The sequence below is a fragment of the Blastococcus saxobsidens genome (assembly GCF_002938435.1).
GTDB classification, from domain to species: domain Bacteria; phylum Actinomycetota; class Actinomycetes; order Mycobacteriales; family Geodermatophilaceae; genus Blastococcus; species Blastococcus saxobsidens.
Genome location: NZ_POQT01000017.1, coordinates 58,780 through 75,612, shown reverse-complemented (window position 1 = coordinate 75,612; position 16,833 = coordinate 58,780). Strand labels below are relative to the sequence as shown.

Annotated in this window: 16 protein-coding genes; 8 read left to right on the top strand and 8 right to left on the bottom strand. The window is 74.6% G+C overall.

Translation table 11 applies throughout. From position 1 onward, the window contains the following. Window positions 1-49: 49 nt before the first annotated feature. The 3 genes from flhA to C5507_RS12075 are packed head-to-tail and all read left to right on the top strand — an operon-like array spanning window position 50 to window position 5,554. Complete coding sequence (gene flhA / locus C5507_RS12085; RefSeq protein WP_104528769.1) at window positions 50-2,095, top strand: flagellar biosynthesis protein FlhA; 2,046 nt, start codon at window positions 50-52, stop codon at window positions 2,093-2,095. Then, complete coding sequence (locus tag C5507_RS12080) at window positions 2,082-5,300, top strand: hypothetical protein (protein WP_130504325.1); 3,219 nt, start codon at window positions 2,082-2,084, stop codon at window positions 5,298-5,300. The genes flhA and C5507_RS12080 overlap by 14 nt, the downstream gene beginning before the upstream one ends. Continuing rightward, entirely contained in the window at window positions 5,297-5,554 is a 258-nt protein-coding gene (locus C5507_RS12075) for a hypothetical protein (RefSeq protein WP_104528767.1), read from the top strand. Before C5507_RS12080 ends, C5507_RS12075 begins: the two co-directional genes overlap by 4 nt. Window positions 5,555-5,628: 74 nt before the next feature. Here the strand turns inward: C5507_RS12075 and C5507_RS12070 are convergent, their stop codons facing one another. The 6 genes from C5507_RS12070 to C5507_RS12045 form a co-directional block, all read right to left on the bottom strand. Further along, window positions 5,629-5,844: a hypothetical protein gene (locus C5507_RS12070; RefSeq protein ID WP_104528766.1), complete on the bottom strand. Its 216-nt coding sequence runs from the start codon at window positions 5,842-5,844 to the stop codon at window positions 5,629-5,631. Between the two features lie 93 nt (window positions 5,845-5,937). Continuing rightward, window positions 5,938-6,156 carry a hypothetical protein gene (locus tag C5507_RS12065; protein WP_104528765.1) on the bottom strand — a complete coding sequence of 73 codons (219 nt, stop codon included), beginning with the start codon at window positions 6,154-6,156 and terminating at the stop codon, window positions 5,938-5,940. Between the two features lie 328 nt (window positions 6,157-6,484). Continuing rightward, complete coding sequence (phoH2, locus tag C5507_RS12060; RefSeq protein WP_104528764.1) at window positions 6,485-7,780, bottom strand: RNA 5'-3' helicase PhoH2; 1,296 nt, start codon at window positions 7,778-7,780, stop codon at window positions 6,485-6,487. Window positions 7,781-8,223: 443 nt separating this feature from the next. Next, on the bottom strand, window positions 8,224-8,649 hold the full coding sequence (locus tag C5507_RS12055) for a hypothetical protein (RefSeq protein WP_104528763.1): 426 nt from the start codon (window positions 8,647-8,649) through the stop codon (window positions 8,224-8,226). Between the two features lie 3 nt (window positions 8,650-8,652). Further along, window positions 8,653-9,870, bottom strand: a complete 1,218-nt coding sequence (locus tag C5507_RS12050; RefSeq protein WP_104528762.1) for a DUF885 domain-containing protein — start codon at window positions 9,868-9,870, stop codon at window positions 8,653-8,655. A gap of 22 nt (window positions 9,871-9,892) precedes the next feature. After that, window positions 9,893-10,672: an isoprenyl transferase gene (locus C5507_RS12045; protein ID WP_104528761.1), complete on the bottom strand. Its 780-nt coding sequence runs from the start codon at window positions 10,670-10,672 to the stop codon at window positions 9,893-9,895. Between the two features lie 137 nt (window positions 10,673-10,809). Between C5507_RS12045 and trhA the strand changes: the two genes are divergently transcribed. Beyond that, complete coding sequence (gene trhA, locus C5507_RS12040; protein ID WP_104528760.1) at window positions 10,810-11,622, top strand: PAQR family membrane homeostasis protein TrhA; 813 nt, start codon at window positions 10,810-10,812, stop codon at window positions 11,620-11,622. Between the two features lie 84 nt (window positions 11,623-11,706). Here trhA and C5507_RS12035 read toward each other — a convergent pair whose 3' ends face one another. Next, window positions 11,707-12,960, bottom strand: coding sequence for a geranylgeranyl reductase family protein (locus tag C5507_RS12035; RefSeq protein WP_104528759.1), 1,254 nt, complete (start codon window positions 12,958-12,960; stop codon window positions 11,707-11,709). Between the two features lie 41 nt (window positions 12,961-13,001). Beyond that, a complete protein-coding gene (locus C5507_RS12030; RefSeq protein ID WP_104528758.1) occupies window positions 13,002-13,613 on the bottom strand; it encodes a hypothetical protein in 612 nt (203 codons plus the stop codon). Window positions 13,614-13,817: 204 nt separating this feature from the next. On the opposite strand from C5507_RS12030, the gene wrbA reads away from it, so the two are divergent. The 4 genes from wrbA (at window position 13,818) to C5507_RS12010 (ending at window position 16,819) form a co-directional block, all read left to right on the top strand. Continuing rightward, complete coding sequence (gene wrbA, locus C5507_RS12025) at window positions 13,818-14,420, top strand: NAD(P)H:quinone oxidoreductase (protein WP_207225917.1); 603 nt, start codon at window positions 13,818-13,820, stop codon at window positions 14,418-14,420. Window positions 14,421-14,608: 188 nt separating this feature from the next. Next, on the top strand, window positions 14,609-15,202 hold the full coding sequence (locus C5507_RS12020; RefSeq protein ID WP_104528757.1) for a vitamin K epoxide reductase family protein: 594 nt from the start codon (window positions 14,609-14,611) through the stop codon (window positions 15,200-15,202). Next, window positions 15,199-16,056 (top strand): alpha/beta fold hydrolase, encoded by an 858-nt coding sequence (locus C5507_RS12015; RefSeq protein WP_104528756.1) that lies wholly within the window; start codon window positions 15,199-15,201, stop codon window positions 16,054-16,056. Before C5507_RS12020 ends, C5507_RS12015 begins: the two co-directional genes overlap by 4 nt. Further along, entirely contained in the window at window positions 16,046-16,819 is a 774-nt protein-coding gene (locus C5507_RS12010; protein WP_104528755.1) for a hypothetical protein, read from the top strand. The genes C5507_RS12015 and C5507_RS12010 overlap by 11 nt, the downstream gene beginning before the upstream one ends. Window positions 16,820-16,833 lie beyond the last annotated feature (14 nt).

Below are 16,833 nucleotides of genomic sequence, written 5' to 3'. Positions count from 1 at the left end.
ATGAGGGAGGGGTGAGCCGTCGTCCGCCATCCACGCCCGGAGTGGGCGAGTGAAGGGCCTGGGCAAGGTCGCCGTCCCGATCGGCGTCGTCGCCATCGTGCTCATGCTGGTGGTGCCGCTGCCGGCGGAGATGATGGACCTGCTGATCGGGGTCAACCTCGCGGTCTCCCTCCTCGTCCTGCTGGTCGCGATGCAGATCAAGAAGCCGCTGGACTTCGCGGTCTTCCCGTCGCTGCTCCTGGTCGCGACCCTGTTCCGGCTCTCGCTGAACGTCTCCTCGACCCGGCTCGTGCTGACCGACGGCTACGCCGGCAAGGTCATCGAGGCGTTCGGCCACATCGTCATCGGCGGCTCGCTGATCGTCGGCATGGTCATCTTCCTGATCCTGACCATCGTGCAGTTCGTGGTCATCACCAACGGTGCCGGCCGCGTGGCCGAGGTCGGGGCCCGCTTCACCCTCGACGCCATGCCCGGCAAGCAGATGGCCATCGACGCCGACCTGAACGCCGGCCTGATCAACGAGAAGCAGGCCCGCAAGCGCCGCCAGGAGGTCACTGCCGAGGCCGACTTCTACGGCTCGATGGACGGCGCCTCGAAGTTCGTGAAGGGCGACGCCATCGCCGGCATCGTCGTCACGCTGGTGAACCTCATCGGTGGGTTCGCGATCGGCGTCATGCAGCGCGGCATGGCCCCCGCCGAGGCCGTGTCCACCTTCTCGCTGCTGACCGTCGGCGACGGCCTGGTGTCGATGATCCCGGCGCTGCTGATGTCCACCGCGACCGGCATCATCGTCACCCGGTCGGCGACCGAGGGCGACATGGGCACCGACCTGATCGCCCAGCTCGGCCGCTTCAAGCAGTCGGTGCGCATCGCCGGCGGCGCCGCCCTCGCGCTCTGCCTGATCCCCGGGCTCCCCAAGCTGCCCTTCCTGCTCGTCGGCGGGCTGTTCCTGATCATCGCCAGCCGGATGACCGACGTCGAGGAGATCGACGAGGACGCCGAGGCCGCGGCCGCCGCCGCCGAGCTCGAGCCGGCGCCCGACTCGCCCGAGGCGATCGCCGAGAAGATGCGCGTCGACCCGCTGGAGCTGGAGGTGGCCTTCGACCTGGTCGACCTGGTCGACGCCTCGCGCGGCGGTGACCTCCTGGACCGGGTGAAGGCGCTGCGCCGCAAGGTCGCCATGGAGACCGGCCTGGTCATCCCGCTGGTCCGCACCCGCGACAACCTCGACCTGCCGTCGTCGCAGTACGTGATCTGGCTCAACGGCGTGCCCGTGGCCAAGGGCAGCTCCCCCGCCGGCACCGTCCTCGCCATCGGCGACGGCCTCGACGGCCTGCCCGGCAAGCCCACCCGGGAGCCGGTGTTCGGGCTCGCGGCCAAGTGGGTGCCCGCCGAGCTGCAGCGGGCCGCCGAGATGGCCGGCGCCACCGTCGTCGACCGCTCCTCGGTCATCACCACGCACCTGGCCGAGGTCGTCCGGCAGAACGCCGCGGACCTGCTCGGCCGCGAGGACGTGCGCCTCCTCGTGGAGATGGTGCGGCGCTCGCACCCCGTCGTCGTCGAGGAACTCACCCCCACGCTGCTCACCCTGGGAGAGGTGCAACGCGTGTTGCACGCGTTGCTCGGCGAGGGTGTGTCGATCCGGGACCTGGTGCGCATCTTCGAGGCACTCTCTGTACGTGCGAAGCAGTCGACCGAACTCGACGGTCTCGTCGAGGCGGCCCGGGCGGCGCTCGGCTCGGCGATCAGCCAGCCCTACGTCACCCCGGACGAGCGCTTGCACGTCTTCACGCTGGAGCCCGGCTTCGAGCAGCGCCTGCTCGAGGCGGTCCGCCCGACCGACATGGGCGCCGTCCTGGCCCTCGACGCCGGCGCCGTCGACGCCCTGGTCTCCGGCTGCAGCGGGATGCTCGAGGAGGCCGAGCGCGCCGGGCTGTCCCCGGTCCTGGTCTGCTCGCCCCAGGTCCGCGCCGCCCTGTCCCGCCTGATGCGCCAGATTCTTCCCCGGCTGCCCGTCATCTCCTACGCGGAGGTGTCCCGGACAGCGCAGATCGAGTCGCTGGGAGTGGTGAGCGGTGCCGTTGCGATCCGTTGAGGCCGCCACGCGCGACGACGCGATCGCCGCGGCGCGCGAGCAGTTCGGTCCGCACGCGCGGGTGGTCGGGGTGCGCCGCGTCCGCTCCGGCGGGGTGCTGGGCTTCTTCGCCACCGAGCGCTACGTGGCCGAGGTCGCCGACCAGTTCGGCCGCCCCGGGCTGCCCACGCCGTCGACCGGCCCTGCCCCCGCTGCGCCCGTCGCGTCCTACGACTCGCCGCTGGCGTCGGCCTCCCCCGCCCGCGCGGCCGCCCCGGCCCGGAACGGTGCCGCCGCCTGGGCCGCCGAGGCCGCGCGGTCCGGCGGCGCTCCCGCCACAGGTCCGCGCCCCGCTGCGCGTCCGGCTCGGCCGGCGGACGACGACGACCGCCTCGACGAGCTCGCCGGCCTGCTCGGTGCCGTCCCGACGCCCCGTCCGGCCACGGCCCCCGCCCGTCAGCCGGCTTCCGCGCACCAGCCGCCCCGTTCCGCCGCTCCGGCCCGTGCCGCATCCGCCTACGGTGCCGCGCCCGCGGCCGACCCGGTCACCGACGGCGGCGCCTTCCCCCGGGCCGCCTTCCCCCGCGCCAGCCGTCCGTCGACCGCGCCGCGCGAGCGGGTGCACGTAGAGCCGGCCGCGCCGGTCGAGGCCGCCGCTGTGCCCGGGTCCCCGTTCGCCGCCGCGCTCGCGGCGGCCGAGGCCTCCGACGCCCCGTCCCCGTTCACCGCCGCGCTGGCGCGCATGGTGGCCGGTGACCGGGACGTGCGCCACGCCGTCGAGCAGGCGCTGGACGAGCCGGTCGCCCGCCCCGTGGACGAGGCGGCCCTCCGTCCCGTGGAGGAGCCGGCGTCCCGCCCCATCGAGGAGCCGGCCCCCCGACCCCGTCAGAAGCAGCTGGTCCAGATGCCGGACACCCCGGCGCCCCGACCGTCCCTGGCCGCGGCCATCCGTTCAGCTGACACGTCGATGCGGTCCAAGGCCGTGCACCAGGAGGAGACAACGGTGGGAGAACAGGTCGTCACGCCGCCCTCCACGAGCACGGACGGCCCGGTGGGGGTCCCCACCTGGGCCGCGCAGCCGGAGTCCGTCGCTCCCGCAGCGTCCGCCCGCCAGGAGGAGATCGCCGAGGCACTGCGGTCGGCCCTGGCCCAGGGCCACTCGGACGAGGCGCTGGCCGGCATCCTGCGCAAGATGCTCGCCGGCGACTCCCCGCAGGAGGCCATCGCGGAGCCCCCGGCAGCCGTCATCGCCGAGAGCCCAGCACCCGTCGTCGCGGCATCGCCTGCCGTCGAGCCGGCCCGCGCGGCGGAGCCGGCTACCACCGCCGAGCCGGTCGTTTCCGTCGCCGAGCCGGTCGTGGCCACCGCCGAGCCGGTGGTCGAGCCGCTCGCGCAGCCGACCCCGGTCGTGACCGCCGCCCCGGCGCCGCTCATCGCGCAGGTCGCCGCCGGCTGGGACTCCCGCACGTCGAACCACTCGCTGTTCGGCACCTCCGCCGTCGCGCCGTCCACCACGGACCTCGGCTGGGGCACCCCGGTTCCCGCGCCGACGCCGTCGTACTCGCCGCTGTGGGGCGAGCCGGTCGTCGAGGAAACCGTCCCGGTCGACCGGGCTGACGCCCCCATCTGGGCCGACATCGTGCTCCGCGACCCCGCCCCCGCACCGGCCGGGGCGGTCCAGGTCGTCGAGGAGTCCGTCGCCGTGGAGCCCGAGGCCGCCGAGGCTCCCGCGGCTCCCGAGGCCGAGGCCGTCGAGGTTGAGGCCGTCGAGGTTGAGGCCGTCGAGGTTGAGGTCGTCGAGGTTGAGGTCGTCGAGGCCGAGGTCGACGAGGCCGTCGAGGCCGGAGTCGACGAGGCCGAGGACGTCGTCGCGCCCGCCGAGCAGCTCGCCACCCCGGCCCCGTCGGCTCCTGCTGCCGAGCTGTTCGTCGCCGGGACGGCGCCGGAGCGGGCGCCCGAGCCTGCCGTCGCGCAGGCCGAGACCGTCGCACCCGAGCCGCAGCCGGAGGCCGACGCGCGTCCGGCCGCTGCCGAGGTGGCCCGCACCCGGGAGGCGAACGAGACCGCCGTCGCCGAGGCCGTCGCGGAGCTGGCCCCGATGCTGGCCCGTACCGCCAGCGACCCCGCGCCGATGACGATGTCGCTCGACGCCACCACCGTCATGCCCCGCGTCTCGCTGCTGCCCCCGCTCGCGGGCAGCCGCGGTCGCGGGCTGCCCCCCGTCCCGCCGTCGTCCGGGCGCCCTGCCGTCCCGCCGTCGCGCCCCGCCGCGCCGGCCGCGGAACCTGCGGAGACGGCCGAGGCAGGGGACCGCGCGGAGGCGCCGGCGGTCGACGAGAAGGCGGCCGTTTCGGAGAAGCCCGTGGCCGCGGAGAAGCCGCGCACCGCCGCCCCGGCGATGCGGAGCCTGGCGACCGTCACCCGGCTGCCGGTGGCCCCGCTGATGGCCGGCCCCGACCTGCCCGAGATGCCCGAGCTCGACGACGAGCAGCCGGCCACCGAGCGGGCCACCGCCCCCGCCCCCGGGGGCACGCCGCGCACCGCCGCCTCCACCCCGCAGGAGGTCCTGGCCGGGTTGGTCGCGCTGGGCCTGCCCGAGTTCCTGCTCGGCACCGGCTTCACGGCCGCGGTCGCCGCCGACGGCACGTACGCCGCCCTCACCCAGGCGCTGGCCGCCGGCCTCCCCGAGGTGCCGCAGGTGCCCACGGGCGCCGGCGAGGTGCTGTTCATCGTGGGCCCCGGCGTCGAGACGCTGCGGGCCGCGCGCTCCCTGGCCGCGTCCCTGCGGCTGGACCCCGACCGCGTGCAGTGGGCGACCCGCGGTGATCTGGCCGGCCTCGCGCCCAAGGCCAGCCGCATGACGACCATCGACGCGGCGATCGACCGTCGTCAGGAGGCCGCGAACGCCAGCACGCTGACCATCGTCGCCGTCGACGCGCCCCTGCGCAGCGACGCGTACTGGATGGCGCAGATGCTGGCGATCTGGTCGCCGGTCGCCGTGTGGGCCGTGGTCGAGGCGACCCGCAAGCCCGAGGACCTCGAGCTGTGGCTGGACGGCCTCGCACGGGTCGACGCGCTGGCCGTGCAGGACACCGACCTGAGCGCCGACCCGGCCGCCGTGCTGCGGCGGCTGACCGTGCCCGTGGCCCTCCTCGACGGTGTCCGCGCCACCCCGCACCGCTGGGCCTCGCTGCTCTGCGAGCGCCTGGACAGCCCGCAGGCATGAGCCCGTTCCGCTGGGACGTCCTCCTCGTCGGGTTCGTGCTGGCCGTGCCCGTGCTCGCGCTCGGGCTGCGCGGTGACTTCACGACCGAGGAGATGGTGAACCGGCTGCCCTGGTGCCTGCTGGCCGGGTGGGCGGCCGTCGCGCTGGTCCGCGCGGTGGCCACGCCGCCGAAGCCCGAGCGGAAACCCAAGCGGCGACCCGTCCACCGTGCGGTCGCCGACGCCGAGCCGGACGGCGAGCGCGCCACCGCCTGACCACTCCGGGAGTCCGACTGCCGCATTCGTGGCGCTGCGGGACCCCGACGGCGGTTGCCGGACCCCCAGAGCCGTCACCCGATCCGTCGCCCGGCCCGTTCCACGGCCCTGCGCACCTCGGCGGCCAGGCGGTGCGGCGCGGCGAGCTCCGCCCGGACCCACCGCACGACGTCCCACTGCTCGTGCCGGACGGCGTCCTCCCGACGCTTCTCCGCGAAGACCGCATCCCCCGGCTCCAGCCCCCGCCGGAGCGACCTCCCGTACTTCACCCGGCCGTCGAACTGCCCCACGAGGCGGGCGCCCTCCCAGGCTAAGTCCGTGCCGGCGACCAGCGCTCCCGATCCGGACCCGATCTCGAACTGCAGGTCCGAGGGCGACAGCCCCTACCGCTGCAGGATCACCCGGCTGCGGCTCTCCCCGACGCTCTCGCTCCGGGCGTCCGCCGCGGCGACGACCCTCGCCGCGCTCCTCGCCGCGGGTGATCCGGCGATGTCGAACAGCCGCGCACGGACCTGGTCGTGCGCGAGCAGCCTCCCGTTCAGCGCTGCGTCGAGGGCCACCACGGCCGTCTCGTGCGGCAGCGAACGAGCCAGGTCCAGCACGGTGCCGGACCGGGTCGGTCACCGCATCCCGGCGACCTCGACCACCTCGCCCTCGCGGATGCGAGACGCGCGGCAGCACAGCACGGTGCTGCGGTCGGTCCACGAGCCCGGCGGCCGCGTCACGTGGACGGTCCAGCGCGACGTCCTCCCACGGCAGCCCGAGGAGGACACCATCGACGGTCGCCGCCCGCGCAGCCAGTCCCTCGACGGATCGGTGGATACAGGGCGAGGCTGTGGATGCCTCGCTCCGGGGGTGGTCCTGGCTCCTCCGGGGCCCCGCAGGACCCCCACAGCGTCAAGAACACCCCCAGAGCGGCGGTGCGGCGGGTCAGATCGGCAGGTCCTCCAGCATCTCGGTGACCAGCGCCGCGATCGGGGAGCGCTCGGAGCGGGTGAGCGTCGTGTGCGCGAAGAGCACGTGCCCCTTGAGCTTCTCGATGACTGCGGTGATGCCGTCGTGCCGGCCGACCCGCAGGTTGTCCCGCTGCGCGACGTCGTGGGTGAGGACGACCCGCGAGTTGCTGCCCAGCCGGGAGAGCACGGTGAGCAGCACACCGCGCTCGAGCGACTGCGCCTCGTCGACGATCACGAACGAGTCGTGCAGCGACCGGCCGCGGATGTGGGTGAGCGGCAGGACCTCGATCAGATCGCGACCGGCGATCTCCTCCAGGACCTCCTTGGAGACCAGCGCGCCGAGCGTGTCGTAGACGGCCTGCGCCCAGGGCGACATCTTCTCGCCCTCGCCGCCCGGCAGGTACCCGAGCTCCTGCCCCCCGACGGCGTACAGCGGCCGGAAGATGACCACCTTCTTGTGCGCCCGCCGCTCCATCACCGACTCCAGCCCGGCGCACAGCGCCAGCGCCGACTTGCCGGTGCCCGCCCGCCCGCCGAGCGACACGATGCCGATCTCGGGGTCCAGCAGCAGGTCCAAGGCGATCCGCTGCTCGGCGGACCGGCCGTGCAGCCCGAACGCCTCCCGGTCCCCCCGGACCAGGCGCACCTGCTTGTCCGGCGTCACGCGTCCCAGAGCCGACCCCCGGGAGGACAGCAGGACCAGACCGGTGTGCGTCGGCAGCTCGGCGGCAGCGGGCAGGAAGGCCTCCCCCGCCCCGTACAGCGCGTCGATCTCGTCGTCGTCGACCGAGATCTCGGCCATGCCCGTCCAGCCGGCGTCGACCACGTCGTGCGCGCGGTACTCGTCGGTGTCCAGGCCGACGGCGGCCGCCTTCACCCGCAGCGGCACGTCCTTGGTGATGAGGCAGACGTCCCGCCCCTCGGCCCGCAGGTTGAGCGCGACGACCATGATCCGCGAGTCGTTGCTGTCGTTGCGGAAGCCGGCCGGGAGCACCGAGGGGTCGCTGTGGTTGAGCTCCACGTGCAGCGTCCCGCCGGCCTCGCCGATGGGCACGGGCGCGTCGAGCCGGCCGTGAGCGACCCGCAGGTCGTCGAGCCTGCGCAGCGTCTGCCGGGCGAACCAGCCGAGCTCGGGGTGGTTGCGCTTGTCCTCGAGCTCTCCGATGACGACGAGCGGCAGCACCACGTCGGCGTCGCCGAAGCGCAGCAGGGCCCCCGGGTCGGACAGCAGGACGGAGGTGTCGAGGACGAACGTGCGGCGAGTGGTCACGGATCGACTCCCGTGGGGTGGGACCTCGCGGGCGAGGCGCACCCCTGTTCGAAGGTGGCCGGGCCCCGGCTCGAGGGCCGGGCGCCGGCCCCCCTGGTCGACGAACTCGTCAGCACCAACCGGGCCTCCCGTGAACGGCGAGGGCAGCTCCACGCCGTTCACCTCGGACGGTATGCCCGCCCACCGACAGGAGCGCGTCCACGACTGACGATGCAACGCGTTGTTCACCCCATGGGGTCACCGGGGTCACACCGACCTCACCCGTCCGCAGGGGCTCGGACGGACTCCCGCTGGGACCGCCGCACGCCGAACACCCACCCAGGACGGCGACCAGCAGGGTCGTCGCCACCCCACCACCAGGCGGTGGACGCGTCGTGACCCCGACGAGGAGCTCGCGCGCCGCCTCGCCGACATGCGCCGCCCGCGGCGTCAGGGTCGGCCGGTCACCACCGGTCGTCCTCGCGGGGGTCGTGGGGACGCCGCAGCGCCGGGCGCTCTACGGTGTCGGTGCGCATGCCCGGCGGCAGGGGCGGCGGGTGGTCCTCGTACGCCTCGTCGTCGTAGCGGTCGTCGTAGCGGTCGTCGTAGCGGTCGTACCGGCGCCGGTACCGGTCGTCCTCGTCGCCGTCGTCGGCGAACAGGTCCGATTCCAGCGTCTCCGGCTCCCGCGGCGCCCGCCGGCCCCCGGCCCGGCCCGACCGGCGCCGCGGGCGCAGCGCGACCAGCGCCCATAGCGCGGGGACCAGCAGCACCGGCCACTGCACCGCCGGATCCCCGTACCTGACCATGCCGAGGACCAGGAGCAGCGCCAGCCAGCCCGCGGTCCACAGACCGAGGAAGCGCTTGCGGGCTGCTGTCCGGGAGCGCACGGCTCAGGCGGCCCGGAGTTCGGCTGCGATGCGGCGGGGCGTGAGCGGCTCGTCGAGGAGCCGCAGGAAGCGGTCGGCCACGAGCTGCTCGGCCGGCCGGTCCGCGAGCCAGCGCGAGAGCAGCGCGAACCCCTCGACGTAGGTGGAGGTGTAGGCCCTCCACAGCGGGTCGGTGAGGAAGCGGATCTGCTGGCGGGCGCGGTCGGGGCTGACCAGCGACCAGCGCTGGAGGAAGGCGCTGACGTCCTCGGGGTGGGCACCGCGATCGTGCAGCAGCACGGCGGCGTCCTGCCGGACCCGGTTGAGCGGGGCCGCCGCCGTCGAGATCCTCTCGGCCAGCACACCGTCGAACCGCAGTCCCAGGTCGCCGAGGACGTCCGCGGCCCAGGTTCCCCAGCCCTCGCCGATGGCGGCCTGGACGCCGAGGTCGGCGAGACCCTCGGCCATCAGGCACTCCGGGGTGTTGACGAGGAACACCGTGTGCTCCAGCCGGCCGCTGCGCTCGACCAGCCCGCTCTCCTTGCGGCAGTGCTCGGTGTGGTGGCCGGGGTAGGACTCGTGAGCCACCAGGTGCGGCAGCTGCGACAGCCGGTGCGGGAGGTCGGCGTTGATGGCCACCCGCGACCGGTAGCCACCCTCGTAGTAGTTGAAGCCCGACCACGGCTTGTCGGTGACGACCTCGTAGCGCACGGTCTCGACCTCGGGCAGTCCGTACCGGCCGCGCACGTGGTCGCGCAGCGCGCTCGACAGCGCCTGCACCGCGACCTCCAGCCGGGCCGGCGGGCACTCCTCGCGACGGCGGTGGGCCGCGTACCGCTCGGCCAGCGGGCCGTCGCCCGGCAGCAGCGCGTCCAGGTCGGCGTGCGCCGCCGCGTAGACCGACTCGTCGCCGAGCTCGACGTCGACCTGGAAGTAGGAGCGCACCTCGTCGACGAACCCCAGCGGCTCCCCGCTGAGCTTGCGGGCGCTGCACTCCAGGCCGGCCAGCTGACCGCGGAGGAAATCGGCCCGGTCCTCGGGCAGGTCCGCCGCGTCGAGCTCGCGCAGCAGGTCCCGCGCCCGGTCGCGCAGCCGCTGCGGGGTGGGCGCCGGCTCGTCCTGAACCGCCGCGCGGATCCGCGGGTCGCCGGTGTAGGCGTCGACGAAGCCTGGCTCCAGCCGGTCGAAGCGCAGCCCCAGCCGCACGTACTCCAGGGGGATGTCGAGGGCTCCGGCCGTCATGGACGCAGTTTCGCAGCCACGGTCACTCGCCGAAGCGGCGGTGCCGGGCGGAGTAGTCGCGCAGGGCGCGCAGGAAGTCGATTCTCCGGAAGTCCGGCCAGTAGACGTCGGTGAAGTGGAACTCCGCGTTCGCCGTCTGCCACAGCAGGAAGCCCGACATCCGCTGCTCACCGCTCGTCCGGATCACCAGGTCGGGGTCCGGCTGGCCGCGGGTGTAGAGGTGCTCGGCGATGTGCTCGACCTCGAGGGACCCGACCAGCTCCTCGAGCGAGGAGCCGCGCGCGGCGTGCTCGGACAGCAGCGAGCGCACCGCGTCGGCGATCTCCCGCCGTCCGCCGTAGCCGACGGCCAGGTTGACCGTGGCCCCCTCGCGGTCGCAGGTGTCGCGCTCGGCCTGCTCGAGGACGACAGCGGTGTGCGGCGGCAGCACCTCCCGCGCCCCCATGGCGCGCACCCGCCAGCGGCGTCCCGGACGGGACAGGTCGACGGCGACGCCCTCGATGATCCCCAGCAGCGTGCTGAGCTCGGGCTCCGGGCGGCGGAGGTTGTCGGTCGACAGCATGAAGAGCGTGACCACCTGGACACCGGCGTCGTCGCACCAGCCCAGCAGGTCCACGATCTTGTCCGCCCCGCGACGATGCCCGTGCGCGACGTCGTCGAGACCGATCGCCCGAGCCCAGCGCCGGTTGCCGTCCATGATCACGCCGACGTGCCGCGGGACGTCGGCGTCCACGAGCGCCCGCGCCAGCCGCCGCTCGTACACCTGGATCAGCGCGTCCCGGACCCGCTGACGCACCCCCACGAGGTCACCCTAGGCCCCGCGAGGACGACCGGCCGGGAGCCCTCCGGCCCGTCGCGCCGAGCAGCACCGACACGCTGGCAGCAAGCTCACAGGCGCCATCGGATGACGGGCAACCTACGGCTCCGTAGCCTCGGAGCATGAGCCTCTCCCCCCATGACCCCGCCGATGTCCGGGTGGAGGTCGACGGCGCCGAGATGGAGGCCCCGGCCGCGGAGGCCATGGCCGCAGTCGCCGCCGAGGGCGAGCAGGTCGAGCACGCCTGGACCGCCGCCGACTTCGAGGACGACGACTGGGACCACCCCGACACCCGCCCGCGCGCCCGGGGCTGGATCCACCTGTTCTCCTTCTTCGGCGCGATCGTCGCCGGCGCGGTGCTCATCCCGCTGGCCGCGGTCGAGGGCGCCCGGGCCGGCTGGTCGGTGGCGGTCTACTGCCTGACGATCTGCGGTCTGTTCGGCATCAGCGCGCTCTACCACCGCCGGCGGTGGTCACCGCGCGGGTGGAAGGTCATGAAGCGGCTCGACCACTCGATGATCTTCCTGTTCATCGCCGGCACGTACACGCCGTTCGCGCTGCTCGCCGTCGACCAGCCGACCGGCTACTGGGTCCTCGCGGGCGTCTGGGCCGGGGCACTGGCGGGCGTGACGCTCAAGCTGAGCTGGCCGACGGCCCCCCGGTGGCTGGGCGTCCCGCTCTACATCGGCCTCGGCTGGGTCGCGGTCTTCATCCTCACCGACATCCTGCACATCGCCGGCGTCGCCTCCCTCGTGCTGCTCGCCGTCGGCGGCGTGCTCTACACCGTCGGCGGCATCGCCTACGGCATCAAGCGGCCCAACCCGTGGCCCGGCACCTTCGGTTACCACGAGGTCTTCCACGCGATGACCGTCGTCGCGGCGATCTGCCACTACATCGCCGTCTACTTCGCGGTGTACAACTCCCCGTTCCTCTGAAAGAGGACCCCGTCCCTCTCACCCCTCGCACGCTCGGGGTGAGCCTCCGGACGGGGCCGACGGTGCTGCCTCCCCCGCGTCGGCTCAGGCTCCGAAGGGCCGGCGCTCGTCCATCCGTACGGACAACCGCCCCGCGGTCCGCCACAGCCGGGCGACGACGTCGCGGTCCTCGTCGGTGACGAGGTTGCCCATGACGCGGAGCGCCACGGTCATCAGCGGGCGGGACCGCATGCCGACCGGACCGGCCGCGGGCAGGAAACGCGGCACCGTGAGCAGGCCGGCCAGCCGGCGGGCGATGGAGAACGCCTCGCCGTAGTGCCGGCGCAGGGTGGCCGGCCACGCCGCCGTCCAGTCGTCGTCGTCCAGCATCCCGGCGAGGGTGCGGCCGGTCTCCAGTCCGTAGTCGATCCCCTCCCCGTTGAGCGGGTTCACGCACCCGGCGGCGTCGCCGACCAGCGCCCAGTTCCGGCCGGCCACCCCCGACACCGCTCCGCCCATGGGCAGCAGTGCCGAGGCGACGTCGCGCACCGGCCCGTCGAGCTGCCACTCCTCGCGCCGGCTCTCGGCGTAGAACTCCAGCAGCGGCTTGAGCTGCACCCCGGCCGGGCGCCGTGCGGTGGCGAGGGTCCCCACCCCGAGGTTGACCTCGCCCGCCTCCGCCCCGAGCGGGAACACCCAGCCGTAGCCGGACAGCAGCTCCCCCTGGGTGCCGCGCAGCTCCAGGTGCGAGCTGATCCACTCGTCGTCGGCGTGACCGGACCGGACGTAGCTTCGCGCCGCGACCCCGTACGCGGTGTCGCGGTGCCACTCGCGGCCGAGCAGCCGGCCCAGGGGCGAGCGGACGCCGTCGGCGACCACGAGCCGCCGGCAGCCGACGGTGACCCGGTTGTCGTCGTCCAGCTCGAAGACCACACCGGTCACCCGCTCGCCGTCGCGTTCGACGTCGACGGCGCGGGCTCCCTCGAACGGCAGCACGCCTGCCTCCAGCGCCACCTGGCGGATGCGGGCGTCGAGCTCGGTGCGGGGCACGGCGCTGCCGTGGTCGGGGAACTCGCCGCCGGGCCAGGGCAGCTCCCACTGCCGGCCGAAGCCGGCCGCGCGCAGGCCCCGGTTGCGCGCCTTGGACCGCGCCCAGTCCCCGAGACCCAGCAGGTCGAGCTCGGCGACCGCCCGGGGGGTCAGCCCGTCCCCGCAGGTCTTGTCCCGCGGGAAGACGGCGGCGTCGGCGAGCACCACGTCGCGCCCGGCGCGCGCGGCCCAGGTGGCGGCCGCCGAGCCCGCGGGTCCCGCCCCCACCACGAGGACGTCGGTCGCGGCGGGCGCGGGCACGGAGGTCACCGGCCCAGTGTCCCTGGTCGGGACGACGGGGCGTGCACCGCTCAGGCCTGGGACCCGGGCCCCCGCCCGCGGACCTCCTCGACCGCCGCCATCGCGGCCCGCAGCTCACCCAGCCACTCGTCGGCGTTCCGGCCGACCAGCCGCACCGCCCACGCGAGCGCCTCCGACCGCGAACGGGCCACCCCCGCGTCGACGAGCGTGTCCAGCACCAGCCGCTCGGGCTGCCGCAGCCGCGTCATCACCGGCACCGAGGCGTGGGTGAACAGGTGCCGGGCCGTGCCGCACGCCGCACCCCACGCCACCGAGCGGCCGTAGCGCTCCTGCGCGGCGTCGGCGATCGCCATGCGCGCGCCCCGGGTCTCCTCCCGGAACCGCTCGATGCGGCCGGTGAGCGCGGCGTCGGCGTCCCCCTCGCCGGCGTCCGGTTCGGGCAGCGTGCCCACGACGGTGATCTCGTCGCGGTCGATGGTGAGCTCGACGGAGCCGGTGAACCAGCTGTCCGGGAGCCGGCCGGCGAACCAGCCGGCGACCTCCGCGCGGTCGACCGGCGGAGGCGATTCCGGGCCGCGCCCGCGACCGCCGCGGCCGCGGCGTCCCGGTCCCGGCCCGACGCCCGAGCCGAACGCTGCCTCTGCGAATCGATGACCGTGCATGGCGACCTCCCTGGGCGACTTGATTACACGCTTACACCGTAAGCCTTCCTTCGCCGCCGTGGTGGCCTCTGCACTGCGCCCTCGGCGAACACGCCCTCCCGGTTCGCGGGACCGTCCGGCGCGACCTACGGTCGGATCGGTGGTTGAGCACTCAATGAGAAGCGCCGGCCGCCCTCGACCGCACCGACCACCCAGAGGAGAACCGTGCCCAACATCGCTGTCATCTACTACTCGTCCACGGGGAACGTCCACCAGCTGGCCGCCGCCCTGGCCGACGGCGCCCGCGAGACAGGCGCCGAGGTGCGCCTGCGCCGGGTGCCGGAGCTGGCGCCCGACGAGGCGATCGACTCCAACCCGCTGTGGCGGGCCCACGTGGACACCACAGCCGGCGAGGTCGAGGTGGCCACGCCCGCCGACATGGAGTGGGCCGACGGGTACGCCCTGGGCACGCCGACCCGGTTCGGCACCCCCGCGGCCCAGCTGAAGCAGTTCATCGACAGCCTGGGCGGCCTGTGGTTCACCGGCAAGCTCGCGAACAAGGGCGCGACCGCGTTCACCAGTGCGCAGAACGCCCACGGTGGCAACGAGTCGACGATCCTGACGCTGTTCAACGTCTTCTCCCACTTCGGGGCCGTCATCGTGCCGCCCGGGTACACCGACCCCCTGCTGTTCGACGCGGGGGGCAACCCCTACGGCGTCTCCACCGCCTCCGGCGGCAAGTCCGCCACCGCCTCCGAGGCCGAGCTCGCCGCCGCCCGTTACCAGGGCCGGCGCCTGGCCGAGGTCACCGCCAAGCTCGTCGCCTGACTCGCCGCGGCCCCGGGACGCGCCGCGGCCGAGAGCACGAAGCGCGTCCCGGGGGCACCGGCCGGCAGGTCGTCGGCACCCGACCTCGATCTCGGGGCCTCGCACCGAAAGTGTGCCGCCGGGCGCGTCGGACGGTTGCCGGCCGGGCATGGCAGCCCGGAGATCCACCGACCAGAGGAGGACCCGCGATGCGCTCGACCACCGTGCGACGGCGCCCGGCCGGACCACCGGCAGCGACCGTGCGCCCCGGGCCCGGAGGGGTCGGCCGGTCGAGCTCGCCGGTGGCGGAGCGGGTGAGCGACGACCTGCGGCGGGGCAGCGGCAGCTTCCTGGAGCAGCGCCGCCGGGTGGCGGGGTTGACGTCACTGGCCTCGGCCGCGCTGGGTGTGGTGGGGCTCTACCAGTTCGGGCTGCTGCGCAGGGTGCCGGAGCCGTCCCTGCCCTTCCTCGGCGCCGACGCCGTCGACGCCTCGGGCGAGGCCTACCAGCAGCTGAAGACGCCGGACGCCGCGATCGGCCTGCTGAGCGCGGGGGTCACGCTCGCGCTGGCCGGGATGGGTGACCGGGACCGCGCCCGGACGAGACCGTGGGTACCGCTGGCGCTGGCCGCGAAGACCGCGGCGGACGCCGGCGGCGGCATCTACCTGTTCATCGAGCAGGTGACCAAGCACCGCAAGGTCTGCTCCTGGTGCACCGTCGCCGCGGCGGCCCAGGTCGCCACCCTCCCGCTGGCCCTGCCCGAAGCGCGCGCCGCCCTCCGCCGCCTGCGGGGCCGCTCGTGAACGGGCACCTGCACGAGGACCTCCTGGACGGCGAACCGATCCGGTGGCTCGAGCACGGCGAGGGCTCCCCCGTCGTCCTCGTGCACGGCATCCCGACCTCACCCCGGCTGTGGCGCCACGTCATGCCGCTGGTCAGCGGCCGTTCCCTCGCGCTGGAGATGGCCGGGTACGGCAGCTCCATCCCCGACGGCGAGGACCGGGACCTGAGCCTCTCGGCTCAGGCCGACCGGTTGCTGCGCTGGCTGGACATGGTGGGTGTCGAGGCGCCGGTCCTCGTCGGTCACGACCTCGGCGGTGGGGTGGCGCAGATCGCCGCCACCCGGGCTCCCGGCCGGTTCTCCGGTCTCGTGCTGACCAACGCCGTCTGCTACGACTCGTGGCCCATCCCCAGCGTCAAGGCCATGCGGAGCGCCGCCCCCGCGCTGAGGTACCTGCCCGAGAGCCTGCTCTACCCCTCGTTCGTCCAGCTGATCCACCGCGGGCACGATGACCGCGCCCGGGCGCTGGAGTCGATCGGCGTGCACTGGCAGCACTACGTGGCCCACGGCGCCGCGCGCAGCCTCATGCGTCAGGTCACGTCGCTGCGCGTCGAGGACACGATCGCCGTCGCCGACCAGCTGCCCGGCCTCGGCCTGCCCGCCCGCGTGGTGTGGGGGGACGCCGACCAGTTCCAGAAGGTCGAGTACGGCCGCCGTCTGGCCGCCGACCTGGGGACGACGCTGCAGCCGATCCCCGGCGGCAGGCACTTCACGCCCGAGGACCATCCCGACGTCATCGCGGCAGCCGTCAACGAGCTGCTCACGCCACCCTCGACGGGCGCTGCACCGGGACGGGGCACCGCCCATGACCGGTGACGCCGGCGGGTTCGTGGGCTACCCCATGGTGGAGGAGGAACAGGCCACGGGCGTCGTCGCCGGGGTGTACGCCGACCTGCTGGACGGGATGCCCTTCGTGCCGAGCCTGTTCAAGTCGCTCGCGCTCTGTCCCGGCTATCTCGTGCTGGCCCACGAGCAGGCCGCGCCCGTGCTGCCGGACGCCTCGTTCGGCTCCTCCGCCCAGCGATTGGTCGCCGCAGTCCGGGAGGTCGCGCAGCCGCCCGCCGACGCCGACGTCCGGGCCGGGCTCGCGGAGTTCGCCGGCCCGCTGAGCGGGATGCTGCTCCTGACCGCTGGTCTGCGGCTGGCACTGGACGGCGAGCTCGATGTGCCGCCCGCACCGGGAAACGCTCCGGCCCCCCGCCCGGTGGCGCCGCGCAGTCCCGCGCCGTCCCCGCAGGATGCCCCGGCCCCCGAGGTCTACGGCGAGATCCGCGCCGCCCTGGAGACGCCGATCATCAACAGCATCTGGCGCAGCTTGGCTCGGCAGGACCTGCTGGATCCGGCCTGGGCGGCGCTGCGATCCCAGGTGGCGCACACCCGGCCGGCCGCCGACGACCTGCAGGCGACGGCGTCCGAGTTCGCGCCGCGGCTCCCGTGGCGGGTCGCCGCCACGCCGGACGCCCTGGAACAGGCCGGCCTGACCGATGTGCGCCCCGGCATGGCCGCCGTGCTGGACGCGTATCTCGTGACCCTGCCCCGGGTCCTGGTGCTGGTGGCCTCCAGCACGGACGCCGGATGAGCGCCGGCCCGCGG

What these genes read in the sequence shown, in the direction of transcription:
- C5507_RS12075 (WP_104528767.1), top strand. Translation starts at nt 5,297, where the DNA reads ATGAGCCCGTTCCGCTGGGACGTCCTCCTCGTCGGGTTCGTGCTGGCC.
- C5507_RS12050 (WP_104528762.1), bottom strand. Translation starts at nt 9,870, where the DNA reads ATGACGGCCGGAGCCCTCGACATCCCCCTGGAGTACGTGCGGCTGGGG.
- trhA (WP_104528760.1), top strand. Translation starts at nt 10,810, where the DNA reads ATGAGCCTCTCCCCCCATGACCCCGCCGATGTCCGGGTGGAGGTCGAC.
- C5507_RS12030 (WP_104528758.1), bottom strand. Translation starts at nt 13,613, where the DNA reads ATGCACGGTCATCGATTCGCAGAGGCAGCGTTCGGCTCGGGCGTCGGG.
- C5507_RS12020 (WP_104528757.1), top strand. Translation starts at nt 14,609, where the DNA reads ATGCGCTCGACCACCGTGCGACGGCGCCCGGCCGGACCACCGGCAGCG.
- C5507_RS12010 (WP_104528755.1), top strand. Translation starts at nt 16,046, where the DNA reads ATGACCGGTGACGCCGGCGGGTTCGTGGGCTACCCCATGGTGGAGGAG.